Source organism: Planktothrix tepida PCC 9214 (assembly GCF_900009145.1).
GTDB lineage: Bacteria > Cyanobacteriota > Cyanobacteriia > Cyanobacteriales > Microcoleaceae > Planktothrix > Planktothrix tepida.
In genome coordinates this window covers 222,617-248,896 of record NZ_LN889796.1, presented here as the reverse complement: position 1 = coordinate 248,896, position 26,280 = coordinate 222,617, and the positions used below count along the sequence as shown (strand labels likewise).

Annotated in this window: 25 protein-coding genes; 10 read left to right on the top strand and 15 right to left on the bottom strand. The window is 38.0% G+C overall.

The window, feature by feature from the left end:
* Positions 1-121: 121 nt before the first annotated feature.
* The 3 genes from PL9214_RS11740 to PL9214_RS11730 form a co-directional block, all read right to left on the bottom strand.
* Positions 122-1,180, bottom strand: a complete 1,059-nt coding sequence (locus tag PL9214_RS11740) for an IS630 family transposase (RefSeq protein WP_072718995.1) — start codon at positions 1,178-1,180, stop codon at positions 122-124.
* Positions 1,181-1,247: 67 nt separating this feature from the next.
* Positions 1,248-1,643 carry a type II toxin-antitoxin system VapC family toxin gene (locus PL9214_RS11735; protein ID WP_072718994.1) on the bottom strand — a complete coding sequence of 132 codons (396 nt, stop codon included), beginning with the start codon at positions 1,641-1,643 and terminating at the stop codon, positions 1,248-1,250.
* 2 nt (positions 1,644-1,645) lie between these two features.
* The gene (locus PL9214_RS11730; RefSeq protein ID WP_083579981.1) at positions 1,646-1,894 is read right to left on the bottom strand and encodes an AbrB/MazE/SpoVT family DNA-binding domain-containing protein; all 249 of its coding nucleotides are present in this window, start codon (positions 1,892-1,894) and stop codon (positions 1,646-1,648) included.
* Positions 1,895-2,182: 288 nt separating this feature from the next.
* Between PL9214_RS11730 and PL9214_RS11725 the strand changes: the two genes are divergently transcribed.
* A complete protein-coding gene (locus PL9214_RS11725; RefSeq protein ID WP_072718992.1) occupies positions 2,183-2,644 on the top strand; it encodes a hypothetical protein in 462 nt (153 codons plus the stop codon).
* 91 nt (positions 2,645-2,735) lie between these two features.
* Here PL9214_RS11725 and PL9214_RS11720 read toward each other — a convergent pair whose 3' ends face one another.
* The 4 genes from PL9214_RS11720 to sufR form a co-directional block, all read right to left on the bottom strand.
* On the bottom strand, positions 2,736-2,873 hold the full coding sequence (locus PL9214_RS11720; protein WP_245824236.1) for a plasmid stabilization system protein: 138 nt from the start codon (positions 2,871-2,873) through the stop codon (positions 2,736-2,738).
* A 2-nt stretch (positions 2,874-2,875) separates the two neighbouring features.
* On the bottom strand, positions 2,876-3,103 hold the full coding sequence (locus PL9214_RS11715; protein ID WP_072718991.1) for a hypothetical protein: 228 nt from the start codon (positions 3,101-3,103) through the stop codon (positions 2,876-2,878).
* A gap of 170 nt (positions 3,104-3,273) precedes the next feature.
* Positions 3,274-3,645 (bottom strand): NDH complex assembly factor CRR9, encoded by a 372-nt coding sequence (locus PL9214_RS11710; protein WP_072718990.1) that lies wholly within the window; start codon positions 3,643-3,645, stop codon positions 3,274-3,276.
* 42 nt (positions 3,646-3,687) lie between these two features.
* The gene (gene sufR / locus PL9214_RS11705; protein WP_072718989.1) at positions 3,688-4,416 is read right to left on the bottom strand and encodes an iron-sulfur cluster biosynthesis transcriptional regulator SufR; all 729 of its coding nucleotides are present in this window, start codon (positions 4,414-4,416) and stop codon (positions 3,688-3,690) included.
* 154 nt (positions 4,417-4,570) lie between these two features.
* Between sufR and sufB the strand changes: the two genes are divergently transcribed.
* The 6 genes from sufB (at position 4,571) to PL9214_RS11675 (ending at position 11,433) form a co-directional block, all read left to right on the top strand.
* Positions 4,571-6,007, top strand: coding sequence for a Fe-S cluster assembly protein SufB (sufB, locus tag PL9214_RS11700; RefSeq protein WP_072718988.1), 1,437 nt, complete (start codon positions 4,571-4,573; stop codon positions 6,005-6,007).
* A 153-nt stretch (positions 6,008-6,160) separates the two neighbouring features.
* On the top strand, positions 6,161-6,943 hold the full coding sequence (gene sufC, locus PL9214_RS11695; protein WP_072718987.1) for a Fe-S cluster assembly ATPase SufC: 783 nt from the start codon (positions 6,161-6,163) through the stop codon (positions 6,941-6,943).
* The gene (gene sufD / locus PL9214_RS11690; protein ID WP_072718986.1) at positions 6,943-8,322 is read left to right on the top strand and encodes a Fe-S cluster assembly protein SufD; all 1,380 of its coding nucleotides are present in this window, start codon (positions 6,943-6,945) and stop codon (positions 8,320-8,322) included. The genes sufC and sufD overlap by 1 nt, the downstream gene beginning before the upstream one ends.
* Before the next feature lie 87 nt (positions 8,323-8,409).
* Positions 8,410-9,672, top strand: a complete 1,263-nt coding sequence (locus PL9214_RS11685; protein WP_072718985.1) for a SufS family cysteine desulfurase — start codon at positions 8,410-8,412, stop codon at positions 9,670-9,672.
* Positions 9,673-9,805: 133 nt separating this feature from the next.
* Positions 9,806-10,669 carry a Tab2/Atab2 family RNA-binding protein gene (locus PL9214_RS11680; protein WP_072718984.1) on the top strand — a complete coding sequence of 288 codons (864 nt, stop codon included), beginning with the start codon at positions 9,806-9,808 and terminating at the stop codon, positions 10,667-10,669.
* An 89-nt stretch (positions 10,670-10,758) separates the two neighbouring features.
* Positions 10,759-11,433 (top strand): Uma2 family endonuclease, encoded by a 675-nt coding sequence (locus PL9214_RS11675; protein ID WP_072718983.1) that lies wholly within the window; start codon positions 10,759-10,761, stop codon positions 11,431-11,433.
* 43 nt (positions 11,434-11,476) lie between these two features.
* On the opposite strand, the gene PL9214_RS11670 is transcribed toward PL9214_RS11675, so the two are convergent.
* Positions 11,477-13,405, bottom strand: coding sequence for a heavy metal translocating P-type ATPase (locus PL9214_RS11670; RefSeq protein WP_072718982.1), 1,929 nt, complete (start codon positions 13,403-13,405; stop codon positions 11,477-11,479).
* 220 nt (positions 13,406-13,625) lie between these two features.
* On the opposite strand from PL9214_RS11670, the gene PL9214_RS11665 reads away from it, so the two are divergent.
* Both PL9214_RS11665 and PL9214_RS11660 read left to right on the top strand, forming a co-directional pair.
* Positions 13,626-14,576, top strand: a complete 951-nt coding sequence (locus PL9214_RS11665; protein WP_072718981.1) for a metal ABC transporter solute-binding protein, Zn/Mn family — start codon at positions 13,626-13,628, stop codon at positions 14,574-14,576.
* Between the two features lie 18 nt (positions 14,577-14,594).
* A complete protein-coding gene (locus PL9214_RS11660; RefSeq protein WP_083579980.1) occupies positions 14,595-15,404 on the top strand; it encodes a metal ABC transporter ATP-binding protein in 810 nt (269 codons plus the stop codon).
* Positions 15,405-15,429: 25 nt separating this feature from the next.
* On the opposite strand, the gene PL9214_RS11655 is transcribed toward PL9214_RS11660, so the two are convergent.
* From PL9214_RS11655 to PL9214_RS11625, 7 genes are all read right to left on the bottom strand, one after another.
* Positions 15,430-16,272: a hypothetical protein gene (locus tag PL9214_RS11655; protein WP_083579979.1), complete on the bottom strand. Its 843-nt coding sequence runs from the start codon at positions 16,270-16,272 to the stop codon at positions 15,430-15,432.
* 121 nt (positions 16,273-16,393) lie between these two features.
* Entirely contained in the window at positions 16,394-16,873 is a 480-nt protein-coding gene (locus tag PL9214_RS11650; RefSeq protein WP_072718979.1) for a tellurite resistance TerB family protein, read from the bottom strand.
* A gap of 43 nt (positions 16,874-16,916) precedes the next feature.
* The gene (locus PL9214_RS11645; protein ID WP_072718978.1) at positions 16,917-18,704 is read right to left on the bottom strand and encodes a M61 family metallopeptidase; all 1,788 of its coding nucleotides are present in this window, start codon (positions 18,702-18,704) and stop codon (positions 16,917-16,919) included.
* A 117-nt stretch (positions 18,705-18,821) separates the two neighbouring features.
* Positions 18,822-19,502: a Crp/Fnr family transcriptional regulator gene (locus PL9214_RS11640; protein ID WP_072718977.1), complete on the bottom strand. Its 681-nt coding sequence runs from the start codon at positions 19,500-19,502 to the stop codon at positions 18,822-18,824.
* 152 nt (positions 19,503-19,654) lie between these two features.
* Positions 19,655-20,008, bottom strand: a complete 354-nt coding sequence (locus PL9214_RS11635) for a DUF1257 domain-containing protein (protein ID WP_072718976.1) — start codon at positions 20,006-20,008, stop codon at positions 19,655-19,657.
* A 148-nt stretch (positions 20,009-20,156) separates the two neighbouring features.
* Positions 20,157-21,677, bottom strand: a complete 1,521-nt coding sequence (gene ycf46 / locus PL9214_RS11630) for a stress-responsive protein Ycf46 (protein WP_072718975.1) — start codon at positions 21,675-21,677, stop codon at positions 20,157-20,159.
* A 98-nt stretch (positions 21,678-21,775) separates the two neighbouring features.
* Positions 21,776-22,126 (bottom strand): slr0373 family blue light stress response protein, encoded by a 351-nt coding sequence (locus tag PL9214_RS11625; protein ID WP_072718974.1) that lies wholly within the window; start codon positions 22,124-22,126, stop codon positions 21,776-21,778.
* A 361-nt stretch (positions 22,127-22,487) separates the two neighbouring features.
* On the opposite strand from PL9214_RS11625, the gene PL9214_RS11620 reads away from it, so the two are divergent.
* Complete coding sequence (locus PL9214_RS11620; RefSeq protein ID WP_072718973.1) at positions 22,488-26,270, top strand: DUF7149 domain-containing protein; 3,783 nt, start codon at positions 22,488-22,490, stop codon at positions 26,268-26,270.
* Positions 26,271-26,280 lie beyond the last annotated feature (10 nt).

Here is a 26,280-nt window from a genome sequence, read left to right as displayed (position 1 = left end):
TTTCCTAAAATTATCACGTTGTCATGATAGAAATTGGTAGTCTAGTATAATAGATTAATTGATTCCAATGAACCAACCAAAAATTAATTAATCTGGCTCTATAGCAATCCTAAATGATTTTCTATGTATAAGTATACTGATGAATTTTGGGAAAATCAAATTTATGTTCTTTGGTAAAGAACTCAAACAAAAATTTGATAATCTTAAACGACTTGCATAAATACCAATACTTCCTCAAAAAGTTTTTCGCTTGTAACCAAATATCTTCAACCGGATTTTGTTGCGGAGCATTAGGAGCAAATAAAATACAAGTAATTAAAAAATCATCAGGTTCTTTATCCCCATTTATTTCTGATAAAAATTTTCTAAATTCTCCAAATCTATGATAGGTGGCTCCATCCCAAATTAAGATAATTTTCTTGTTTTTATATTGGTTTTGTAAGTATTTTATAAATTCAACTGTTGATTTTCCATCCCCAGATGGGTAACTTTGAACGTGGAATCTTTTACTTTGATAATTCAGTGCTCCAAAATAAGTTTGTCGCTCTTTTTCATTGGTAATTGGAACTTCAATTCTTAGATTTGATTGACCCCAAACGTAGCCCTTAACATCTCCATGAAGTAGATGACATTCATCTAAAAAAAATACTATTACTTCCCCCGATTCTATGCCAGTCTTTTGTTTCGATAACATCTCATTAATTTCTTCTCTCTTTTTTTTTACCTGCTCTTCGCTAAATTTGGGATTCACTTTCTGAGACTTCTTCCAACTAATATTTGCCTGCTCAAACAGTTTATAGTAGCTTTGTTTGGATTTATATATTACCCCAAATTCTTGCTCCACATAAATAACTAACTCATCTAAATCCCAATACTTTTTATTCTTTAACCACTCAATTACTTCTGTTTTTTGTTGAATACTTAAATACCCTTTTGAGCCTTTATATCCTAGTTTTAACCCGGCGATTCCTTTGACTTTAAAAACTTTTTTCCAATACCCAATAAAAAATTCGCTTACGCCTAAAATTTGGCTGATTTCACGGTAAATTTTACCGGTGAGTGCCATCCTGACAGCTATTGCTCGTTTTAGTTCTCTTGCCGAAAGATTACTCTCAATTAAAATTTCTAATTCAGCTATTTCTTTGTTCCCCTCTTTTTCTGCCTGTTGTAAGCCATTCATAATTTTTATTGTTATAATCAAGTAGTGTATATCATTATATCATGCTCTTGATAATGATTTAGGACTGCTATATATAAGGTATATCTAAACGTTTGAAATCTCGATCAAAAGAAGCAATAAATTCATTTTCTTTACGAGCTACTTCTGCAAGATAAGCATCAACAAAATCAACATTTGCTGTTGCCATACTATCAAGGGCTGTTATTACTTGCTCACTAGATTCAAGAATAATACCCTCTGATGTTAACAAACCTATCAAAACATCTGCAACTTGTTGTCGAGAATAACCATAAAAAGAAATTAATACCCAAACCACTTCAGCCACAACAATTGAAGATACCTTGAGTGTAATTTCTCCTTGTTCAGCTTTCTGTAAAAATTTAGCAGCTCGTTCAGCGAGAGCGAGAGGATCATTAGTAATGAACCTTAATAAAATATTGGCATCTACCCAATAATTACTCATGATTATAACTGATTAGATTTCTGAGCTAAAGATTGAGCTACAGCTTGGCGTATAGTTGTCTTACCCGGATAAGCTTGAGTGGCGGGTAAAACTCCTCGGAATTCACTCAGCCGTTTTCTTTTAATGGGTTGTAACCTAATTTCATTTCCGGTAACAATTAATAGGAATTCATCTCCCTGTTTCAGTTCTAAACGCTCACGAATTTTAGAAGGTATAGTAATCTGTCCCTCTTGATTAAGTTGTGTTTTCATGATTGAGCTATTTTCTGAGATGGGTTGTTTTGATTATATCTTAAGCGATCGCTCTCTTGACCATGATTAAAAGCGAGCCCCAAAACACTCTTTTTAGGTATACTCAATGCTGAGAAACCGGGTTTCTTAACAACAATCTCAGTTGGGAGACAAAAGCTTTTTGAGAAACCGGGTTTTTTAGTCCCTACTGAACTTCATCCGTATGAAAATCGCTGTAATACAGAACATGGTATAATATCTCACAAAGCAAACTCTAACTTTTATACCACCTATCTAACTAGCGAAGATATGATTGATATTCCTATTTCTATTCTGATTCAAGTCGCTAAAGATATCTATGTATTTCTTAACAAAGATAATAATCCTGACGGTCTTAGTGGTGATACTTTAGCATTTTTTCAAGGATTTAAAAAAGCTTATGAAAGTAAGGATTTGGAGGAAATAGGAAAGCTGATTTCAACCTCTTATTCAGGAAATTTTTTTTATACTAGCAACCGAGAAGAATTGTTAAAAACATTTGATTTAATTTTTAAAAAAGTTCCTGATCTATGCCAATTAAAACTTATAATTAAAGTATATAGATTGTCAGAAAATACTTCAGATTGTTGCAAAGGTGTTATTGAACTTGATGTGAAGCTCAATTTTTTGCTTGTCCCAATTAGCACTTGGGATAATGGAAAGCTCTATATCGAATTACATTCTGAACCGCCTCATCAAGTTTATAAGATTACAAGACTTGAAAAAATTTAAGAATAAAGTTTTGATGGGCATAGTCTATCAAAAGTTTAAATAATAATATTCACACGGGTGACTGATGACTGTGTACAGGTCGCCTCGTAATTTAACTACACACCAAGTTGTGATAAATTTCTCGTTCTCTAATTTGCTCAAGGGTTTCTTCAATGCGTTGCTGGAGTTCAGCGTTTCGCTTTACAAATTTGCGGAATGCCCGTTTGAATTTTGGGGTTAGAACCAGCATTCTCATGCTTCTGGCTCCTGCAAAGACTGGCGCAATGTTAGAACAATATCGTGGGCTGACTGGTATCTAAATTTTCCGGCATGGAAATCAGCCAAACTTTTTTTTGCATCCACAGCCATTTCTGCGCGGCGACTTTCTTGGTGGCGGTTTTGCAGAATTTTGATCAGCATTTCCTGCTGTTCGTAGGGTAGTTGTAAAGCAGTTTCTAATACTTGGTCAAGGGTATTCATAGGATTAGCCTATTGCTTCTGATTTTGAAACACCAAATGCAAATTTGATTAAATTGTATCACTCATCTTTAACTGTTGCCAGCTACGATGATATTATGTCTTGCTGGATAGTATCTAGGTTAATCATATGTGTTAATTTTCTCTTATTTATTGGTTGTCTCATATAGTTTTCAATCTTGCTCTAAATTCTGCTTAGATTCCTGTTCAAACCAATGAATTAACTGTTTAACCGTTAAATTTTGAATTGGAATATTTTCGGCTTCTGAAGCTTTTTTTAAAGGATTTAATGAAGCCATTAATAACTGAGTAAAGAAACTATCGAAATTGGCATCAAATTCAATATTTTCTTGAAAACTAGAATCATTTCTAACCCAATTCTGGACTTGTTCGGGTTTAATATCTTCAATAATAATATCTTCGCTTTGAGAAATTTGTTTCAAACAGCGTAACGCATAAATCGCTAACCGCGTTGAGAACTTATCCTTAGAGGATAATAACGCCGCATCCACTTGAATGGCTTCATCCTGAGTTAAAAATTCCATAGCTTTATGTAATAATTGAATATAGGAGTCGCTCAAGTAGGGTTAGGACAAAGATTGTTGCAGAAAACCAGATATTATGTCTGTCTTTTCCTCCCTGTTCCCTGTTCCCTGTTCCCTGTTCTCTCCTATAATTAAATACCCACACCGATGTTCCCCATTCACAATCCAATGGGTTCTTTCTACGGTACAATCTTCTAAAATTGCCCCAAACATTTCTAATTCATGACCACAAACACTGGGAAATGATTCCGCCACATTAGAAATGGCACAATTATGTTCCGTTAAAATATAACGTTCTCGCGGAGTATCCAGTTGTTCTGACTCCACCAAATACCACTCCGCCATATATCCTTCGGCTTTCCGCAATTCCACTAATTTTTCCACTCGTTCTTTGAGCGAACCCTTCCCAACTTTTTGTCGATATTCAATAGCTTTACGCTGCCATTGTTTCTGTAAAATTTGACTAACCTGTTCATGTCCGACGGTTTGCGCTAAAGTATCCAAAAAGGAAATCGCAAACTCATCATAACGGTTCGGAAAACGTTCCCGTCCTTGAGTCGTCAATTCATAAACGTGCTGAGGTCGCCCCATCCCCACCTGAACCGAGTTATAGGCAATTAACCCCTCCAGTTCCAAATCTTTGAGATGACGACGAATGGCTTGGGGACTAATCTCAAGGGTTTCCGCTAACTCCTGGGCCGTCGCCTGTCCCTGTTTGAGAAGGAGTTGCAGAATATCGTGTTTTGTGGACTGCTGCTGAGTGGTGGCCATCGTCTTAACAAAAATTTATAAATTTGGACTTTGACAATGCACTTGTTGTTAATGTAGCTTAAAATAGACTTAAGTAACAAATCTGTTGCTTAAGTCAACAGCCTACCACCCGTCTGCCATCCTTTGAGAACTATCGAACACTAAATTTAAGGTTATGAGTGCTTCCGTTAAAACCCTAGTCAACCAGCCGTATAAATACGGTTTTGTTACCGATATTGAGTCAGACACCATTCCCCGTGGACTCAGTGAGGATGTTGTCCGCCTGATTTCGGCTAAAAAAAATGAACCGGAATTTATGCTTAACTTCCGTCTACGAGCCTATCGACAATGGCTGAAGATGGCAGAACCCACTTGGCCCCACGTCAACTATCCGCCCATTGACTATCAATCTATTATCTACTATTCCGCTCCCAAAGTTGAAAACAAAAAAGCAAGTTTAGAAGAAGTTGACCCCACTTTATTAGAAACCTTTGAGAAATTAGGTATTCCTTTAAGCGAACAGAAGCGTCTTTCTAATGTAGCCGTTGATGCGGTTTTTGATAGTGTTTCCATTGCCACAACTTTTAAAGAAAAATTAGCTGAAGACGGGGTAATTTTCTGTTCCATTTCCGAAGCCGTTAAGGAACATCCTGAACTGGTGGAAAAATATTTAGGAAGTGTCGTTCCCGTTGGCGATAATTTCTTTGCTGCATTGAATTCTGCCGTTTTTAGTGATGGATCATTTGTTTATATTCCCAAAGGTGTCCAATGTCCGATGGATTTGTCTACCTATTTTCGGATTAATAACGGTGATTCTGGACAGTTTGAACGGACTTTAATTATTGCAGAAGAAGAAAGTTCTGTCACCTATTTAGAAGGCTGTACCGCCCCCATGTTTGATACCAATCAACTGCACGCCGCCGTTGTAGAATTAGTCGCGTTAGATAATGCGGAAATTAAATATTCTACGGTGCAAAATTGGTACGCTGGAGATGAAGAAGGCAAAGGCGGAATTTACAACTTTGTCACCAAACGGGGATTATGCAAAGGAGTGAATTCTAAGATTTCTTGGACACAGGTAGAAACGGGGTCTGCTATTACTTGGAAATATCCCAGTTGTGTGTTAGCTGGGGATAATTCAGTGGGTGAATTTTATTCCGTTGCGCTGACGAATAATAAACAACAAGCGGACACCGGAACCAAAATGATCCATATTGGGAAAAATACCCGCAGCACGATTATTTCTAAAGGAATTTCTGCTGGAAAATCCGCTAATAGTTATCGCGGGTTAGTGAAAATGGGGCCGAAAGCCGAAGGCGCGAGAAATTATTCTCAATGTGATTCTATGTTAATCGGAGATCGAGCCCAGGCGAATACGTTTCCCTATATTCAAGTGGAAAATAATAGCGCTAAAGTCGAGCATGAAGCCTCTACGTCTAAAATTGGAGAAGACCAGCTTTTCTATTTTGCACAACGGGGAATTTCTGCTGAAGATGCTGTCTCCATGATGATTAGCGGTTTCTGCAAAGATGTGTTCAATAAATTGCCGATGGAATTTGCCGTTGAAGCCGATAAATTATTGAGCTTGAAATTAGAAGGAACCGTTGGTTAATCATTCCCCGACCCCCCCTCGTTTCTAGGTTCTACCTAGAAATGAGAAATAGAGGCTCTGCCTCTAGTAAAAAAGGAGGCGGAGCCTCCCGACTACATTCCCTGGTAGAACCAGGGAACTAGAAAACTAGAAAAAATCTCACAACGGACAACCATGATTAAAGAGAACAGTGAAATTATTCTATCCGTTAAAAATTTAACGGCTAATATTGACGACAAACAAATCCTTAAGGGGTTTAATTTAGAAATCAAAGCCGGAGAAATCCACGCTATTATGGGTTTAAATGGTTCAGGGAAAAGTACCTTTTCTAAAGTTTTAAGCGGACATCCGAGCTACGAAGTCACTGGAGGGGAAATTACCTTTTTAGGTCAAAATTTATTAGAATTAGAACCTGAAGAACGCGCCTTAGCCGGAATTTTCTTGGCGTTTCAATATCCCATTGAAATTCCGGGAGTGAGTAATTTAGACTTTCTGAGAGTTGCTTATAATGCTCATCAAAAATATAAAGGATTAGAAGAATTAGATGCCTTTGATTTTGATGAATTAGTGCGGGAAAAATTAGACATTGTTAAAATGCGCGATGAATTTTTAGAACGCAGCGTTAATGAAGGATTCTCTGGGGGAGAGAAAAAACGCAATGAAATTTTACAAATGGCGTTATTAGAACCCAAATTAGCCGTTTTAGATGAAACAGATTCGGGTTTAGATATTGATGCGTTGCGAATTGTTGCCAATGGTGTTAATCAGTTAGCCAACGAAAATAACGCCTTGTTAGTGATTACCCATTATCAACGGTTACTCGATTATATTGTGCCGGATTATGTTCATGTTGTGTCCGATGGACGCATTATTAAAACGGGGACAAAAGAACTCGCCTTAGAACTGGAAGAAAAAGGCTATGATGATGTTGTTGCTTCGGCAATGGTGGGGGTTTAATGAACAATAGTACAATCACAGAAAAACAGGAAGTGTCCTATTTAAACCATCTGTTAGAACAAATTCAAAGCGAAGTCTCTCAACCGTCTCTTCAAAGCTCCTTGGCATCGGAAGTTACCCTTCAATTGCAAAATATTCGGGATCATGCCTTAACTTGGGTTAAAGAATTAGAAATCCCTACCAGACAAGATGAAGAATGGCGGTTTACCGATTTATCTTCGTTATTAGAATATCAATTTCAAGTCGCTCCTTTTGTTCAATTACAACCCGAAGCGATCGCCTCTTTAATTGTACCGGAAGCCGAACACAAACGGATTGTCTTTATTAATGGGATTTATGCTCCCCATCTTTCCGATCTTCAAGACATTCCCGACGGGGTTTTTATTGGAAATTTAGCACAACTTCCTGAAAAATTACAAGAAAATCTTCCCCATTATCTCAGCCAACAACAAGGAAACCAAGACGTTTTTGCTACTCTTAATACCACTGGGTTTAAGGATGTTGCTGTTGTTTGGGTTGAAAAGAATAAAACAATTGAAACCCCGATTCATTTATTATTCATCGCCTTACCGGATAACCGCCCGGTGATCAATCAACCCAGAGCATTAATTGTAGCAGAAACAGGAAGTTCATCTACTGTTATTGAACATTATGCAACCGCCGAAGTATTCGGATGTTCTGATCAGGTAAAAGTTCAACCCTATTTTACCAATGCCGTAACTGAAATTTACCTCGAAGAAAATGCCGAAGTCAACCATACAAGGCTACAACGGGGAGCAGGCACAGCATTTCATATTGGTAAAAATGTTGTTTTCCAAGGTCGAAATAGTCGCTATACTTGCCATGCTGTGAGTTTAGGTGCTAAACTATCCCGCCATAATTTAGAGATTTATCAACGGGGAGAAGCAACGGAAACGACGCTCAACGGATTAACATTAATTGGCAGTGAACAGTTGGCTGATACCCACAGTGCCATGATGCTTAATCATCAACATGGGACATTTAATCAAGTCCATAAATGTATTATAGATCACAAAGCACATGGCGTTTTTAATGGTAAAGTCTTTGTGCCACAAACGGCACAGTTCACCAATGCTAATCAACTGAGTCGGAATTTATTGCTATCTTCAAAAGGAAGAATAGACACCAAACCTCAGTTAGAAATTGTGGCAGATAATGTCAAATGTTCCCATGGTGCAACCGTCAGTCAATTAGAAGAAGATGAAGTCTTCTATTTACGCAGTCGGGGGTTAAGTGAACTGATGAGTCGTCATCTGTTAATTGATGCTTTCGCGGCAGAAATTCTAGGCAAATTACCATCCGAAACGTTAAAACAGGTCTTATCCCGTTGCGTTTCTTGTCGCACTGAGTTTAGTTAACTCCAAAAACCGGGTTTCTCATCAAAATTTTTAGTTCAGAAACCTGGTTTCTATAGGAGCCTAAAATTAAATTTAAGGATCTTCAAAATAATGCTAACTCAAGAAAAAACACTTGCTGAAATTGTTCGTCAAGATTTCCCAATTTTGCATCAGGAAATCAACGGTCAACCCTTAGTTTATTTAGATAATGCCGCTACATCTCAAAAACCCTTAGCGGTCTTAAATGCTATTCAAGAGTATTATCAAAATTATAATTCTAATGTGCATCGGGGAGTTCATGTCTTAAGTGCAAAAGCAACGGATGCCTATGAAGCTGCACGGGTTAAAGTTGCTCAATTTATTAATGCTAAATCCTATCAAGAAATTGTCTATACCCGCAATGCCAGTGAAGCCATTAATTTAGTTGCCTATTCTTGGGGTTTAAATACCTTACAAGCCGGGGATGAAATTATTCTCAGCGTCATGGAACATCATAGTAATTTAGTTCCTTGGCAAATGGTTGCCCAAAAAACCGGGGCTGTGATCAAATTTGTGGAATTAACAGAAACTCAAGAATTCGACTTAGAACAGTTTAAAACCTTAATCTCAGACCGAACAAAATTAGTGTCTGTTGTGCATATTTCTAATACTTTAGGTTGCATTAATCCCATTGAAGAAATTACTCAAATTGCCCATGAATACGGTGCAAAAGTATTAATTGATGGTTGCCAAAGTGCGCCCCATACCCCCTTAGACGTGCAGAAAATTGATTGTGATTGGTTAGTGGCATCCGGTCATAAAATGTGTGCTCCAACGGGGATAGGCTTTTTATACGGCAAATTAGAAGTATTAGAAGCCATGCCACCCTTTTTTGGAGGGGGAGAAATGATTGCTGAGGTGTATTTAGATCATTTTACCGTCGGAGAATTACCCCATAAATTTGAAGCTGGAACTCCAGCCATTGGAGAAGCGATCGCTTTAGGGGCTGCTATTGATTATTTAATGTCAATTGGCATGGATAAAATCGCTGATTATGAACATGAATTAACGGCTTATTTGTATGAAAGATTGCGAGAAATTCCTGAGTTAAAACTCTATGGCCCCCTCCCCAATACTCAGGGAGAAGGAAGAGCCGCCTTAGCGTCTTTTAGTGTGGATGGAATTCATGCCAATGATTTATCAACCATGTTAGATGATGCGGGGGTTGCCATTCGTTCAGGACATCATTGTACCCAACCTTTACATCGTTATTTAGGGGTTAATGCTACCGCCAGAGCGAGTTTGTATTTCTACAATACAAAAGCCGAAATTGATGCGTTTATTGTGGCGTTAAAAGATGCGATCGCATTTTTTAAACAAATGATGAATTAAAACAGGGGTAGGGTGTGTCCGCGTTGACCCTATCTTAATTTTGAGCTTGGATACCCGGAAGCATTGATCACAACAACCGAATCACTCTAGCATTAACAACAGGGTAAACTTATGCAGCAGAATCTAACCATCAATGAAATCAACTATTTGGGAACTCGATTTTTATAGTCGCCCCCTGCGGGACGAAGAAGGTAAAAAAGTTTGGGAAGTCTTAATCTGTGAAACCCCGGTCAATATTGAAGATCGCGCTGAAACCATGTTTCGCTACACCCAGTTTTGTCCCAGTAACCAAGTTAACTCAATTTGGTTAAAAGAAGCACTTGAAACGGCGATCGCCCAAGCCCCTACCTCCCCCTCTCGCATTCGCTTTTTCCGCCGTCCCATGGCGAATATGATTTCCAAATCTTGTAAAGAATTAGCCATTCCTGCCTATGCGAGTCGGCGTACCTATGCCCTTTATCAATGGTTACAGGAACGGATGGAAAAATTGTATCCGACTTTAGAAAATTATCAAGAAGGTGCTAATCCTTCCGTTCAGTTTGTTCCATCTCAACCTCAACCCCTTCCTGATGCTTTGCGGGGGGATAAATGGGCATTTGTAACCTTAGAAGCTAGTGCTTTTTCTGATATGTCAGAATGGGATATTAGTTTTGGGGAAGCCTTCGGATTATCGATGGTGGGTTTAGCACCAGAAACCTTGATTCCAGGGTTCATTATTTACTCCTCTAGGGCGACTCCTTTAGCTGCTTGGATGTCAGGATTAGAATTAGCATATTTACGATTAGATAGCGGTTCTCGTCCGAGTTTATTATTAGAAACAGGGGAAAGTGAAAGCTGGATTTTAGCTAATTTACCCGATGCTAAAACCCAAGAGGAAGCTAAAAATTTTGAACTCACCAAAGAAAAGGCAAAAAATGTACATTTTCTAGCCGTTCAATCTGATCCCAATTCGGAATCCTTCGCCGGATTTTGGCTATTACAAGAACTAAAATTCTAATCCGTAGGGTGCGTCAGTCTAGTGTACGCACCACTCCTCAACTTAATGTTAAAATAAAATATACGTTCTCTTAAAATTAGGATGAAACCATGACAACTCTAGTTTCTATTCCTGAATTGGCTCAAACTCCTCAATGGCAACCTGCCACTTGGGAAGATTATTTAAGTTATGTTAATAATCGTTATTTAGAAACCGTTAATATTACTTTTGATCAAGGATATTTGTGGATTGATATGGGAAATGAAGGAATTAATCACTCTAATGTGAACGATTTATTGAGTTTTTTATTTTATGTTTGGTTTTCGCGGGAACCTGGGGTATTAGCAAATTCCTTTAGTGGTTGTGTGATCGAAAAACCCAACCAACGGGCTGCTTCACCGGATAAAGTGTTATATATTGGTGAAAATTCTCCCAAATGGCAAGAAGGAGAACTACGCAGAATTAATTTAGAAAAGTGGCGAGTTCCTGATTTAGTTGGGGAAATTTCAGATACGACTTTAGCGATGGATTTAGATGAGAAAAAACAACTTTATGCAGCATTAGGAATTCCTGAATATTGGGTGATTGATATTCGCGGAAAACGGGTGATTGCGTTTCGCTTACAAGACAATGGTAAATACCAGGAAATTACCACGTCCATTGCTTTAAACGGTTTACCCATTGCTTTATTAGAATTAACCTTAGAACAATTAGAAAAAACCAATAATTTTAACGCCGCATTCTGGTTTTCTCAACAAATTTCTAATTTACAAAATCCCTCTTAGAAACCCAGTTTCTTCAAAAAACCGGGTTTCTAAGATTTCTGAATTAACTTTTTAATAACCGTAAACCACTTAATGTGACTAATACCGTTGATCCTTCATGTCCAATCACCCCAATTGGCATATTAATAGAACCGAAAAAGTTAGAAATTAATAAAATTACAATAAATGAAAGTGCAAAGGCAATATTTTGTTTAATAATACGGTTAGCCCGACGACCCAGTTTAATCGCTTTTAATATTTTACCCAATTGATCTGTCATTAACACAATATCGGCCGTTTCTAAGGCTACATCATTTCCCGCCCCCCCCATCGCAATGCCCACATCTGCTAAGGCTAATGCTGGAGCATCATTAATGCCATCTCCCACCATTGCCACCCCTTGATAACGGGTTTTTAATTGTCGAACAATGGTTAATTTATCCTCTGGTAATAAGTTAGCATAAACCAAATCAATATTCAATTGTTTTGCCACACTATCTGCGGTTCTTTGATGATCTCCTGTCAGCATAACAACTTGTTCAATACCAAATTTTTTCAAATTTTTAATTAAGGTTTTTGCCTCTAAGCGCACGGTATCAGCTACCGCAATTAACCCTAAAGTTTGCTGGTTTTTAGCAATCCAAACCACTGTTTTTCCATCGGTTTCTAAATGATCACTAATTTCTATTAACTCAGGATTAACTTCAATATTATGTTGATCAATCCATTCTAATTTGCCGATAAAAATCTGGTCATCATCCACTTTTCCAATAATCCCTTCCCCGATTTGAGTGGCGACATTAACGGCGGTAATTCGAGGAATATTTTTTGCCAAGGCAAATTTAGCAATGGCTTGTCCGATGGGATGTTCTGAAACGGATTCTACTGCTACTGCTAATTGCAATAATTCACTTTCTAAAATCCCTGTAACTGGAATAATATCGACAACCGTTAATTTTCCAGTTGTTAAGGTTCCGGTTTTATCAAAGGCGATGGCTTTTATTCGTCCAATTTTTTCTAATTGCGCCCCATTTTTAAATAAAATTCCATGTCTTGCCCCCGTAGCAATTCCTGATAATAAGGCGGGCATAATAGAAGCCATTAAGGCACAGGGAGAAGCCACAACTAAAAAAATTAAGGCGCGATAAATCGTGGTTTCCCAATCCCATCCCAGGAATAAAGGAGGTAAAATTCCTAATGCTAGACCCATTAAAACAATAATTTTAGCATAACTTCGTTCAAATTTTTCCATCCATTGCTGAGAGGGAGGAGCATCGGTTTGGGCTTGTTCTACTAACTGAATCACCCGTTGAATTAAACTGCTTTCAGGAGGTTGATGAACCTTTAATTGTAGTGCTCCATTTCCATTTAAAGTTCCCGCAAACACTTCATCTCCAACGGTTTTATCAACGGGAATAGATTCTCCGGTAATGGGTGCTTGATTAAGGGTACTATTTCCAGATATAATAACAGCATCGGTGGGAATTCGTTCTCCCGGTTTTACTAAAATAATATCTCCAATTTTTAATTTATTAATGGGGATTTTTTGTTCTTTTTGATCCTCAATAACGGTAGCGGTATCCGGTGTTAATTCCATCAATTTATGGATATTGCGTTCTGTTTGCTGCATTGCAATACTTTCTAAGGCACCACTAATCGCAAAAATTAAGATTAAAATTCCCCCATCAATCATTAAGAAATAATCTTTTTTCCAAACTCCTAAAATAGCGGCTCCTAAAGCAGCAACAATCATTAATAAATCGACATCAAATTGTTTTTCTTTAAGCAGGGTTGTTAACCCATCTTTGGCACTTTCATAACCCCCAATTACATAGGCAATGGGTAACACTAAAAATGCAAATCCGACCCAGCCGAATTGTAAGCAGACCCAACCCATGAAGACCAAAATGGCGCAAACTATCGCCGCAATCGCTTCAGGATAGTGCTGGAAAAAGTCCCGCACAGAGACTAGGGAATTAGAACGTTGATTCATCACAGGAGAATAAAGACTGCTGTTCTTAGGATAAACCGTGACCAGGAATTTTGAATTTTAGATTTTTGAGTGCAAGTTACTCCTGGGGATAGGGGAAACCCTCTTCCCAAACAATTTGAAAACGATTATCATTATAGTTAAGCCAAGTCCCATCCCCAGAATATTGATTCACGGCTGGTTGTTGGCAAACTGAGCAAGAAGGTACATTGAGGACATCAACATGAGGTTGTGGGTTTATCCCCCAATAGTAATTCTATTATTAGGCATCGGTTTAATCAGTGGGTGTAACAGGATTTCTACACCTAAAGATTTGGCTGAAAATAACCCTTCACCCGCAACCAAAACATCAACGGAAACCGCTAATTCTGTAATGGATATTACGGTTAGTATTATGCCCCAAAAATATTTTGTAGAAAAAATTGGCGGTAAGAATGTTCGAGTGAATGTGATGATTCCGCCAGGGGTGGATTTACATAATTATGAACCCAAACCTCAACAATTACAAGCATTAAATGATGCCGAAGCTTATATAACCATTGGTGTTTCCTTTGAAACAGCTTGGATGGATCGAATTAAAGCCGCTAATCAAACAATGTTAATCGTTGATTCAACTCAAGGAATTAAGCGGATTACAATGGTGGAACATCAGCACGATGAAAAAAATAAGTCTTCAGTAGAAGAAACCTTAGATCCTCATGTGTGGTTATCTCCTCAATTAGTTAAAATTCAAGCTCAAAATATTTATAATGGATTAGTTAAAATTGATCCTAAACATCAAGCTGAATATCAAGCCAACTTAAATCAGTTTCTCACAGAAATTGATCAACTGAATCAACAAATTAGCCAAAACTTAACTCCCCTCAAAAATCGAAAGTTTATGGTCTTTCATCCCGCTTGGGGTTATTTTGCTAAGGATTATAACTTAGAACAGGAAGCCATTGAAGTGGGAGGACAAGAACCGAGTGCTGCGGAGTTAGCAGATTTAATTTCTGAGGCTAAAAAAGAAAACATTAAGATTATTTTTACCCAACCTGAATTTAGCCCTCGTTCTGCGGAAACATTAGCTAAAGAAATCGGGGGTAAAGTCGTTATGATTAGTGATTTAGATGAAAATTGGTCTGATAATTTATTAAAAGTTTCAGAAAATTTATCTCAAAGTTTAAACCCCTAATTTATTTTGGATTTAGCCATGATTTTACTTCCTAAATTTACCTTTATACCCGTGTCAAATTCTCACGATTTATCCCCAAACCCTTATCGAAAAAACGAAGTGATTCGTTTAAACCAAGTTTGGGCGGGTTATGATCCCCATGAACCGATTTTAGAAGAGATTAACTTAACGGTTCATGAATTAGATTTTTTAGGATTAATCGGCCCTAATGGAGGCGGGAAAACCACGTTAATTAAAGTGCTTTTAGGGTTACTTAAACCGTTAAAAGGAGAGGTTAAAATTATGGGTCATTCTGTAATTCAAGGACGGCGTTATTTAGGGTATGTCCCTCAAATTTTAGAGTTTGATCGCAATTTTCCCGTCCGGGTGGATGAAGTAGTGAGAATGGGACGCTTAGGAAAAGGTTCTTTATTCCGACCCTATACAAAAAAAGATGAAGAAATTGTGATTCAGGCTTTAGAAAAAGTGGAAATGTTAGACTTACGAAATCGCCCCATTGGAGAATTATCGGGAGGACAACGACAACGGGTTTACATTGCGAGAGCCTTAGCCAGTGAACCGCAAATTTTACTCCTAGATGAACCCACCGCCAGCGTTGACCCGAAAATGTGCAGTAGTATTTATGAGTTATTATTAAAATTAAATGAATATATCACGATTGTAATGATTACTCATGATATTAATACGATGTCTTCGTATGTCAAAACCATCGGATGTTTAAATCGTCGTTTCCACTATCACGGAAAACAACAGATTACCCCGAAAATGTTAGAACAAACTTATCAAAATATAGGGAACAGGGAACAGGGAATAGGGAATAGGGAATAGGGAATAGGGAATAGGGATAATACTTCTATTCATTATTTAATTCATCCGCTTTGTGTTGGGCTTGTTCTTGATTTCGACGATATAGGGAGGCGCGATTTTGGGCCGTTGCATAGCGTTCAAAATCAGGAGAGACTTCTGCCATTAAATCAGCAGCTTGCTGCCATTTTTGAGCAATTTCTAACCATTCTTGACGGGTATCCGCAACTTGTCCTTCGGCGGCGGCTTCAATTGCAAGTTTTACGCCTTGGGTAAACTGTTCTGCGGAAGATAAAGGTTGCTGAGGGGAAGGAGATACTTCAACATTGTATTTTCGGTGATATTGTAAGGCGTTGAATAATTGAAATTGTAACTCGCTATATAGCCAAAATCCTATTAATCCTAATAGTAAACTTACCCCAATACCTAAAATTACACTCAGTGAAAATTGACGTTTTTCTGGCTGGGGAGTTGAGGATAAATTGTTGACAATGGGTTGATTAGGGGTAGAACTTTGAGATGGAATGGGGTTAAACCACCGTTTAAAAAGAATCGGTTTTTTGAGAACAATATCTTCTGACCAGAGTAATTGCTCTTCTGGATCTTGGGTAATGGTTTCTAACCAGAGTAATTGCTGTTCTTTCAGGATGCGACTATTAATTCGGACTCGACGAATATTACGCGGAGAAATAGACTCCAAAATTCCACGAATTTTAGTGACAATGGTTGTTTTTTCTAATAATTCAGGATTTTGAGCCTCACAAAGCAATTGCAAAACATCATGGGTAAAAACAGCACGAGTTCTTACCCCTAAATCGCTCATTTGTTCATTAATTACTTGAATGATGGCTGCCACACGACCATTATGGGCTTGTTTAGCAATGTCATTCATAGCAGTTATCAGTTATCAGTTATCAGTTATCAGTTATCAGTTATCAGTTATCAGGGGAAGATTTAACAGTTTATATCAAGAGTTGTTTGCTAAAAACTAAAAACTGATGACTGATGAGAGATTATTTTTGGATAAACTCTCCTAATTTACGGGTGATAGTTTCAATTAATTCTGTTTTAGAATGGGAGGGACTATCCATCTCAGATTCCAGACGTTGAACCACTTCTGGGGGGAGATTCAGTAACTGCAATAATTTTTGATAAGCCGCTGCTTCTTCCGGGTTGATTTTAGGTTCATCGGGGGTACGAGAACTAGAGTTAATTACTTCATATCCTAAAACGAGTACCAGTTCTCGTTCAGCTTGGGTTTCTAGTTTTGGGATTAACTCGTCTAAGGGGATATTTTGCATTAAATAATCCCTTAATTCCTGTTGAAGTTGTTGCTGTTGTTGTTCCTGTTTGGCGAACAAACGACTAAACTGATTCAACATCACGTCAACTTCTTCTGTTGCTAATTCTCCATCTGACCAAGCCATCGAGGTTACAACCCGCAATAGATTCATTTGACGGGGTGTAATTGAAGGAGGGGGTGGTACTTCCATCGCTTAACCTCTGAAATATTTTCCCCCATCATCTCATAAATTCTCATAAGTTGTGATAAGCACATCCTAACCAGCCTTCAAAATTTCGTTTTTGTTGAGGGGTGGGTTGGCTAACAGAAACGATTTTGTAATGATTAGGACGGGGAGATGTCAACGTAGCTTGACAAGTTCGCAACAAATCTTGATGAAAAAAGGTTAATTCTACTGTATCTCCCGGTTTGTAATCTTTTAAGCGTTCCTGGAATTGGTCAGAGGTGACTTTAAATCCATTGATGGCTAAAAGTTCATCGTGAATATCTAATCCTGCGGCTTCAGCCGGACTCCCGATTTCCACAAATTTAATGATTTCTCGACCTTTTTCCAATGCAAGTTTGCAGCCTAAATAGGGCGTTTCATCCGTTGTTTCAGCAATTAATTGTAAACCAAAGGGTTCTAAATATTGATTGTAGGAAAGTTCATCCAGTCCATACAAATACTTTTGGAAGAAATCGTTTAAAGAGGTTTCAGCAATAGATTCAATTACCTGTTCTAATTGTTCAGGAGTAAAACCAATTTCCGGCTGACCAAATTCTGACCACATTTGGCGCATGACATCATCGAGCGATCGCTGATTTCCCTGTTTTTCTCTGATTAATAAATCCAGTAAAAATGATACTAATTCCCCTTTTAAATAATAAGAGATTTGATTATTATCACTATGGGATTCTCGGCGATAAAGTTTAATCCAAGTATCCCAACTCGATTCACTTAAGGGTTGAACTAACCGCCCTGGAATTGTTTGTAACCGAGTAATATCTTTAGCGATCGCATTCAGAAAACCTTTAACATCAAAAATTCCCGCCCGGTAGGGAATCACCATATCATAATAACTGGTTGTCCCTTCCGAAAACCACAAAGAAGAAGTATAATTTTCCTGCTCATAATCAAAGACTTCCAACGCTTTTGGACGAATCCGTTTAACATTCCATAAATGGAAAAATTCATGGGCGACTAACTGCATAAACCGATTATATTTATCGGTGTTGCGAAACCCAAACCGAGAATAAATTAACGAACAAGAATCTTTATGTTCTAAACCGCCAAACCCTTGATTAGAAAGATGCAATAAAAACAAATAACGTTCGTAGGGTAATCCATCAAATAATTCTGATTCTACGGTAATAATTTTTTGAAAATCCGTCAGTAACCTTTCAGGATTAACATTCCCATCGCCCCAAATTGCTAATTGATGGGATTTTCCTTCAACTTGAAATTCATATAATCGATGGGTTCCAATTTCAAAGGGACTATCAACTAACGTATCAAAATCAGCCGCATAAAACGTATTAATTTGATGAGAAACCGTTGGTAAAATTGTGGTAACTATCCAATTTTTAGGGGGTTCTATAGTAACTTGAATCGGGTGTTGTTCATATCCGGGTACATACAGAAATAAAGCCGCCCCATTAAAATAACCATGAGATGAATCTAAATGATTGGTTCTAACACTTAATTCATTAGCAAAAATGCGATAGGAAACTCTAACTTCTGTTGCCGATTTCGAGTGAATTTGCCAATGATTTTTACTAACTTTTCTCCATTTTAAGGGGTTTCCGTCCTGATCACAAACTCCCCAATCTTGTAAATGTCGGGAATATTCCCGCACCAAATAAGACCCTGGAGTCCAAACGGGCATTTTTAACGCTAAGGGGGAGGATGAAAGAATATCTCCTCGAATCTGTAACTTAATTTCAAATAAATGGGATTCGGGTTGAGGCATTCCCACCCAATATTGTAAAACAGGAGTAACCTTAGTCAAAGAATCAGGACGAGTTTGAGTTGCTTCAGTCATAATTTTGAGTGATTAAAAATAAGTTTATCCAAGAAATAGGGAATAGAAAACAGGGAGTTCATTCTATTTTCCCTATTCCCTATTCCCTATTCCCTATCTATTAAAATAGTTTCGGCTTTATTGACTGGCAAGATGGTTTAAATGTTTGAGATTGAGCAAATGAATCACTTGCCGTTCTTCATCAATAGTCATCCAGCCTTTACTCATAATTTTATCCATTATTTTGCTTGTTTCTTCCAAAGAAATATCTGTAACATCCGCTAAATCTTGGAAGGGAATATTAAAAATATCTGCCCCTTTTTCAGTGGGCTGACCGTAATTTTCAGCTAATTCTACGAGGGTATTGGCGAGTTTTACGGCTGGAGGTCGGTGACGAATTTGATAGCGTTGGTTGGTTTGGCGCAAACGACGCACCATCAATTGCAACATTCGATGATGAAGTTGGGGATCTTTAAACAACGTCTGGATAAAGCGTTGGGCAGAAACACTAATTAATCGGACTGATGATAGGGCGATAACATCATTGGCACGGGGGGATTCATCTAAAATCGCCATTTCTCCAAAAAAATCTCCGTGTCCTAAAATGGCTAATGTCACCACTTCATCTCCAGATAAGCGACGGACTTTCACCCATCCAGAAACGACAAAATAAACGGCATTTCCCCAAGCATCTTCCATGACAACAGCCCGGTCGGCGGGATATTCATGTTTGACAGCAACGGATAGTAGCCATTCTAATGTTTCAGGATTGGCCCCCTTGAATAGTGGAAAAAGCTCGCTAAAAGCTTCAGTTTGCATGAGAATTCGCTACGTTTTTTAAGTAGTAGATTACCGATCCACTATGATGAATATTACTAAGATATCTCATAAATTGATCCAGTTGCAAATAGAAAAACGGGTTAACCCGTGTAAATTTGGTTAACCCGCCAGCTTGGGAACGCTTTGACCAACTATTTTTGGACGACCAATTTCACGTTGGCATTTTGCAGACCGCGCTGTTTGACATCAGCTAAGGTCTTGTTAACGGCGTACTTTTGATTAATGGAGTTGATCAGTTCGGTCTGGTTGTGTTTTTTAGCAACACCCCACAGATCAGCAATTAAATCGTAGGTACCATCGCTGTTGCGAGACCAGCCCAGATCATATTCGCCTTCAAGGACTGCAACCAAGTCGGCACGAACCCGTTGGCCATTGTAACCCCGAACATCAGCACTGGTTTTGGTGCTAATGCCCAGATCACGCAGAGAAGCTTTCAGGATTTCGGAATCGGTGATTTTGGTACGCAGTGTGCTAAAGTGAGACATTTAGGTATCCTCCGTGGAACTGAAAACGAAACAACAACGGTTTGGTTAGAATCAATGCCGCCTTTATCAGGGGACGGCTTTTTTTTTGGGAACTGCTAGCCTATTTTGGGGACTAGCCTTACCTCCTATTTGGACTAGGAGTAAGCTTTTAGAACTCCATGCGCTGATATTCAGCGACGGAGGACGCAGCCGGACGTGCACGCTGTCTTGCCCAATCTCGTAGTGCGGTGACCTGTTCGTTCATGGTCTTGGACAAGGGCAAAGTGGACTTAATCGCGGCAATGATATCAAGCTGCGTAAACTCGCGGTCTTGAGCAAAAGCCTCGTACATCGAAGCGATTACGGCTTGCTCAATTTCTGCTCCAGAAAAGCCTTCGGAAACGGTAGAAAGTTGTTCTAAATCGAAGCGTTCAATTTCCCGACGGCGTTTGGACAGATGAATTCTAAAAATATCTTGGCGTTCTTCTTTGGTGGGGAGATCTACAAAGAAGATTTCATCAAATCGGCCTTTTCTGAGGAATTCTCCGGGTAAACGTTCAACGCGGTTCGCCGTTGCCATCACAAATACAGGAGAGCTTTTTTCCTGCATCCAGGTGAGGAATGATCCAAAGATCCGGCTAGAAGTTCCGCCATCTGAGTCCGCACTTCCGGCACTTCCGGCAAAGGATTTATCTAATTCATCGATAAATAGAATCACCGGGGAAATAGATTCAGCCGTTTTTAAAGCGTTTCTCAGGTTGGCTTCGGAACGTCCCACCATTGAACCGTCATACACCCGACCCATATCTAATCGGAGTAAGGGTAATCCCCATAATCGAGAAGTGGTTTTGGCAATCAGGGACTTTCCGCATCCGGGTATCCCTAAGATTAACATTCCTTTGGGTTGAGGCAGACCGTATTCCCGTGCCCGTTCAGTGAAAGCGTTGGAACGTTGGTGCAGCCACCGCTTGAGTTCTTCTAAACCGCCCACTGAATCGATAGTTTCATCGACATCAATGTATTCTAAAATTCCATTGCGTCGAATCAGTTGCTTTTTCTCAGTGAGAACAACATCAACTTCTTCTTCAGTGAGATGTCCGGCGGTGACTTGAGCTTTCCGGTAGACTTTCTCAGCCTCATCCCGGGTTAAGCCTAATGCTGCTTTGAGCAGTTTTTCGCGTCCTTCGGTGGTTAAACGTCGAGACCGGGCTTGTTCGAGTTGGGCCGTTAACACTTGATTGAGTTCCTTCATATCGGGCAGAGCGAAGTCCAGAACCACAACTTCTTTCTCTAGCTCGATGGGAATGGATTGAATCGGCGACATCAAGATGATCGTCTTGTTTGTGCCTTTGAAGCTTGCGATCGCATCCCGTAAACACCGGGTCACTTCAGGAGAATCTTTGAAGGGATGCAAATCTTTAAAAATATAGATACCTCCGCTTACGTTAGGCTCTCTATGTCGAATCACCCATTCAATCGCCGCTTGAGGGGAAACGGTGTTGGACTGAACTGCTGTTCGTGCTTGATCATATTTGACTAAGCCACGAGTAACTGTCCACACATAAACCTCTCTCTGGCGTTTGGCTTGCGCGATTTTGGCGATAGCCTGCTCAGACCGCTCTTCCTCAGAGGTGACGAGGTAGATCAGAGGATATCGGGCTTCAATTAAGATACTAAGTTCTTCTTGCATAGTCCTCGATCCAATAGAGACGGTGTAACGTTTACAGAATTTCCGATTCCTAACGTCCGATTCTGAACACAACTCGCGCCAGCATCGAAGCCAGGGATTTAGCAGGGAACCAGTTCTTCTTCTCCCGATTGGGCCGTTGTCGATTCAACATCTCTGACGGATTGGACGGGGAGTTCATCATCGGATAGGACACTGGGTTGTTCTCTTAATGAGGTCAATTCCCCTTCCTTCATGACAATGGAACTGGAACAATCTGGACAGGAGTAAACCCGATGGGTTTGTCCGTAGGATGTCTCCACTTCGTCTACCAATTCGGGATTAGTCAGGTAGAAAACAATGGCTCGTTCAGCAATGGATGACATCGGTTCTGATTCAACTGCCGCTTTAATTTTTAATTTGCGGTGCAGTTCAGGCGGGAGATAGAGAGTTACCTTTTGCTTATTTTGCATAGGACAGTGAACTTGTGTACCCGGGTATGTATTTCAAGATAACGAACCCCTTCTCAGATGTCAAGACGCTATACCTCTATGACGGCATTATTGTAATATTTCGTTACATTGTGGAATTGACTCTATATATTCAGAAACCGGGTTTCTCAACAGGTTTCTGGGTAGGTTAGCCATATCAACGCAGAAACCCGGTTTCTCTGGGATGTAGATGTTTCCCTCGTTTCTAGGTTCGACCTAGAAATGCTCATCAGGAGGCTCTGCCTCCCATACAATAGAATTAATTTGGAGGTAGAATCCCCTGAACCATTCCCAAGCTTTAGCCTGGGAACGATGATCAGTCTTGTTTCTTGAGGTTTTGAGCATGAACAATCACCCCAGACAACCCAGAGAAGCATTAAATAAAGCGTTTCTGAAAGTTAAAGTCAGCAGGAGCGATATTGAACAATTTAAAGCTAATTTGATTAATCTCCTTGATCACATTAATGAAAAGGAGTCAGAAGAATTTCATAAAAATCTCATGGCTGATTTCCTGAAAAATACCTATTATAGTCCTAACTATTTTATTAATACTAAAGAACGAAATGATCTGGTTATTCACAATCAAAAAGAGTCTAAAAGCAGTGTCGGTATTATTTTAGAAGTTAAAAAACCCAAAAATAAAGCTGAAATGGTGAAGGTTGAAAACCTTAATGCTAAAGCTTTACAAGAGTTAGTTTTATATTTTTTAAGAGAACGAATTAACAATAAAAACCTAGAAATTAAATATTTAATTATTACTAATATTTATGAATGGTTTATTTTTGATGCTCAGAGTTTTGAAAAATATTTTTGTGAAAATAAACCATTAATTCAACAATTTGAAGATTTTGAAGCCGGACGCTTAACGGGTAAAACAACGGATTTTTTCTATAAAGAAATTGCTAAACCTGCCATTGAAGCTATTAAAGATGAAATAATATTTACTTATTTTGATATTCGAGATTATGAACAATTTGTTAGAAATAATAACCCTGAAGATGATGAAAAATTGATTGCTTTATTTAAGTTACTGTCTCCTCAACATTTATTAAAATTACCCATTGCGAATGATAGTAATACTTTAGATAAAGGGTTTTATAGTGAATTACTGTATATTATTGGTTTAACTGAAACCAAAGAAAAGAATAAAAAACTAATCCAACGTCTACCCAAAGATAAACAAAATCCGGGTTCACTGATTGAAAATGCTATTTTACAACTCGATAGTTTAGATAAAATTTCTCGACTGGAAAACCCCGAACAATTTGGAGAAACTGAACCCGAAAAACTTTTTAATATTGCGTTAGAATTATCGATTACTTGGGTCAACCGGATTTTATTCTTAAAATTATTAGAATCTCAATTAATCACTTACCATAAAGGAAATCGTGATTTTGCTTTTTTAAATACAAATAAAATTCATGATTTGGGTGATTTAGATCGGTTATTTTTCCAAGTCTTAGCGGTTAAATCCAGTGAACGAAAACCGGATTTAACAGGAATATTTTCTCAGGTTCCTTATTTGAATAGTTCCCTGTTTGAACCCACTGAACTTGAACATCAAACTATTGTTATTAGTAATCTTAGAGAAGAAAAACTCCCGATTTTTTCATCAACGGTTTTAAAAGATGCTAACGGAAATAAACGGACGGGAGAACTCAACACCCTACACTATTTATTTGAGTTTCTGGATGCTTATGATTTTAGTAGCGAAGGGTCAGAAGGAATTCAAGAGGAACAAAAAACCTTAATTAATGCGTCGGTTTTAGGATTAATTTTCGAGAAAATTAACGGTTATAAAGATGGGTCATATTTTACCCCAGGTTTTATTACCATGTATATGTGTCGAGAAACTCTGCGGAAAGCGGTTGTTCAGAAATTTAATGAAATTAAAGGTTGGAATTGTCAAACATTGGATGATTTGTATGATAAAATTGAAGATAGAACCGAAGCAAATCAAATTATCAACCGTCTTAAAATTTGTGATCCGGCGGTGGGGTCAGGACATTTTTTAGTGTCAGCGTTAAACGAACTGATCGCCATTAAGCATGATTTGAAGATTTTACAAGATCAAGAGGGAAAGCGATTAAAAGAATATCAAATTACGGTAGAAAATGATGAATTAATCATTACCGACGAAGATAATCAACCGTTTAAATATACCCCTCAAAATAAAGAAAGTCAACGTATCCAAGAAACTTTATTTCACGAAAAACAAACGATTATCGAAAATTGTTTATTTGGGGTAGATATTAACCCGAACTCGGTTAAAATTTGTCGGTTAAGGTTATGGATAGAATTGTTAAAAAATGCCTATTATAAAGTGGAGAGTAATTACACGGAATTGGAAACTTTACCGAATATTGATATTAATATAAAATGCGGTAACTCGTTAATTAGTCGGTTTCCTTTGGATGCGGATTTAAAACCAGCATTAAAGAAAAATAAAATTGATATTGAAACTTATCAAAATGCGGTTGAAACCTATCGTCATGCTGAGAATAAACAGCAAAAGCGAGAGATGGAAAAGTTTATGAATACCATTAAAGGTAATTTTAAAACCACCCTTCAAGGAACTGACCCCAAGAAAACGAAGTTAAGACAGTTAGAGGGAGAAATTGATAAATTAGAGAATCAACTTTTATTATTTGAGGAAACTAAAGCGGAACAGAAAGCACGGGAAAGGAAAATTGCTAAGTTAAATAATGAGATTGATAAGTTAAGAGTGGAAATTGAGGAAATCGAAAGCGGTAAGATTTATGAAAATGCGTTTGAATGGCGGTTTGAGTTTCCTGAAGTTTTGGATGATACAGGAAAGTTTATTGGGTTTGATGTTGTGATAGGTAATCCGCCTTATATTAGACAAGAAGAGATTAAGGAATTTAAGGCAATTTTACAGAAAAATTATCAATGTTATACAGGTATTAGTGATATATTTGTTTACTTTTATGAATTAGGTTTGCATATATTAAAAGCAAAAGGTAATTTAATTTATATCTCCTCTAATAAATATTTGAGAGCAGGTTATGGTGAAAAGTTACGTCAACTTTTGACAGATAAAACAACGATTTATCATTTAATCGATTTCGGTGATTTTCCGGTTTTTGAAGAAGCGATCGCTTATCCTAGCATTATCTCTTTAAGTAAATTTAAATCTGACGCGAATGAATTAAAAGCTTTATCATGGGATCTAACAAAAAAACAAAATATTGCACAATTTGTGACGGTTTTAGAGCAGGATAGTTTGATAATTCCTCAGAGAAACTTAAAATCTGATGGCTGGCGACTAGAATCTTCTCAGGTATTGGACTTGCTGGCGAAACTGCAAAATACTGGTACACCGTTAGGAGAATATGTAAATGGTAGATTTTATTATGGTATTAAAACAGGATTTAACGAGGCTTTTATCATTGATCGCCAAACAAGAGATAAATTAATCGCTGAACATTCTTCATCTGCGGAAGTTATTAAACCTTTGCTGCGTGGTCGTGATGTTAAAAGATGGCGAGTAGATTTTGCTGATCAATATTTGATCAAAATTGAGTCTTCTGAAAATAAAAAACATCCTTGGTCTGATCAACCAGAAAAAGAAGCAGAAAAGATTTTTTATAACACATACCCTGCGATTTATCAATATTTTAATCAATTTAAGGAAGCCTTAATTAAAAGATGCGATCAAGGTAAATTCTTTTGGGAATTGCGATCTTGTATTTACTGGAAAGAATTTGAAGAATCTAAAATTATTTATCCAAATATTTGTAAGATTAATGAATTTGCTTGGGATGAATTAGGCTATTACACAAATCAGAAAGCATTTATTATTCCTACCAATGATAAATTTCTACTCGCAGTTCTTAACTCTAGGGTTGTGGGGTTTTTGTTTCAGAATTTACTATCAAAATTACAGGGGGATTTCTACGAACCAAGCTCAATATTTATGAAAGATTTCCCTATTCCCACCTCCAGCCAATCAGAGTGTCAAGCCATAACAAACCTTGTTGAAAAATGTCTTAATCCTCAAGAGGAAGATGTTAAGAATTTTGAAACAAAAATTGATCAACTGGTTTATCAATTATATGGATTAACAGAAGCAGAAATCAAAATAGTTGAGGGGATAACAGATTAGGGAATTAAGA

Excerpts from the sequence above, each read along its gene's own strand:
- PL9214_RS11660 (WP_083579980.1), top strand. The coding sequence starts at position 14,595 with ATGATTTTACTTCCTAAATTTACCTTTATACCCGTGTCAAATTCTCAC.
- PL9214_RS11670 (WP_072718982.1), bottom strand. The coding sequence starts at position 13,405 with ATGAATCAACGTTCTAATTCCCTAGTCTCTGTGCGGGACTTTTTCCAG.
- sufC (WP_072718987.1), top strand. The coding sequence starts at position 6,161 with ATGATTAAAGAGAACAGTGAAATTATTCTATCCGTTAAAAATTTAACG.
- PL9214_RS11730 (WP_083579981.1), bottom strand. The coding sequence starts at position 1,894 with ATGAAAACACAACTTAATCAAGAGGGACAGATTACTATACCTTCTAAA.
- PL9214_RS11640 (WP_072718977.1), bottom strand. The coding sequence starts at position 19,502 with ATGCAAACTGAAGCTTTTAGCGAGCTTTTTCCACTATTCAAGGGGGCC.
- sufD (WP_072718986.1), top strand. The coding sequence starts at position 6,943 with ATGAACAATAGTACAATCACAGAAAAACAGGAAGTGTCCTATTTAAAC.
- PL9214_RS11650 (WP_072718979.1), bottom strand. The coding sequence starts at position 16,873 with ATGGAAGTACCACCCCCTCCTTCAATTACACCCCGTCAAATGAATCTA.
- PL9214_RS11635 (WP_072718976.1), bottom strand. The coding sequence starts at position 20,008 with ATGTCTCACTTTAGCACACTGCGTACCAAAATCACCGATTCCGAAATC.
- ycf46 (WP_072718975.1), bottom strand. The coding sequence starts at position 21,677 with ATGCAAGAAGAACTTAGTATCTTAATTGAAGCCCGATATCCTCTGATC.
- PL9214_RS11740 (WP_072718995.1), bottom strand. The coding sequence starts at position 1,180 with ATGAATGGCTTACAACAGGCAGAAAAAGAGGGGAACAAAGAAATAGCT.
- PL9214_RS11735 (WP_072718994.1), bottom strand. The coding sequence starts at position 1,643 with ATGAGTAATTATTGGGTAGATGCCAATATTTTATTAAGGTTCATTACT.
- PL9214_RS11620 (WP_072718973.1), top strand. The coding sequence starts at position 22,488 with ATGAACAATCACCCCAGACAACCCAGAGAAGCATTAAATAAAGCGTTT.
- PL9214_RS11720 (WP_245824236.1), bottom strand. The coding sequence starts at position 2,873 with ATGCTGGTTCTAACCCCAAAATTCAAACGGGCATTCCGCAAATTTGTA.
- sufB (WP_072718988.1), top strand. The coding sequence starts at position 4,571 with ATGAGTGCTTCCGTTAAAACCCTAGTCAACCAGCCGTATAAATACGGT.
- PL9214_RS11725 (WP_072718992.1), top strand. The coding sequence starts at position 2,183 with ATGATTGATATTCCTATTTCTATTCTGATTCAAGTCGCTAAAGATATC.
- PL9214_RS11710 (WP_072718990.1), bottom strand. The coding sequence starts at position 3,645 with ATGGAATTTTTAACTCAGGATGAAGCCATTCAAGTGGATGCGGCGTTA.
- sufR (WP_072718989.1), bottom strand. The coding sequence starts at position 4,416 with ATGGCCACCACTCAGCAGCAGTCCACAAAACACGATATTCTGCAACTC.
- PL9214_RS11680 (WP_072718984.1), top strand. The coding sequence starts at position 9,806 with ATGAAATCAACTATTTGGGAACTCGATTTTTATAGTCGCCCCCTGCGG.
- PL9214_RS11645 (WP_072718978.1), bottom strand. The coding sequence starts at position 18,704 with ATGACTGAAGCAACTCAAACTCGTCCTGATTCTTTGACTAAGGTTACT.
- PL9214_RS11715 (WP_072718991.1), bottom strand. The coding sequence starts at position 3,103 with ATGAATACCCTTGACCAAGTATTAGAAACTGCTTTACAACTACCCTAC.
- PL9214_RS11625 (WP_072718974.1), bottom strand. The coding sequence starts at position 22,126 with ATGCAAAATAAGCAAAAGGTAACTCTCTATCTCCCGCCTGAACTGCAC.
- PL9214_RS11655 (WP_083579979.1), bottom strand. The coding sequence starts at position 16,272 with ATGAATGACATTGCTAAACAAGCCCATAATGGTCGTGTGGCAGCCATC.
- PL9214_RS11665 (WP_072718981.1), top strand. The coding sequence starts at position 13,626 with ATGAGGTTGTGGGTTTATCCCCCAATAGTAATTCTATTATTAGGCATC.
- PL9214_RS11675 (WP_072718983.1), top strand. The coding sequence starts at position 10,759 with ATGACAACTCTAGTTTCTATTCCTGAATTGGCTCAAACTCCTCAATGG.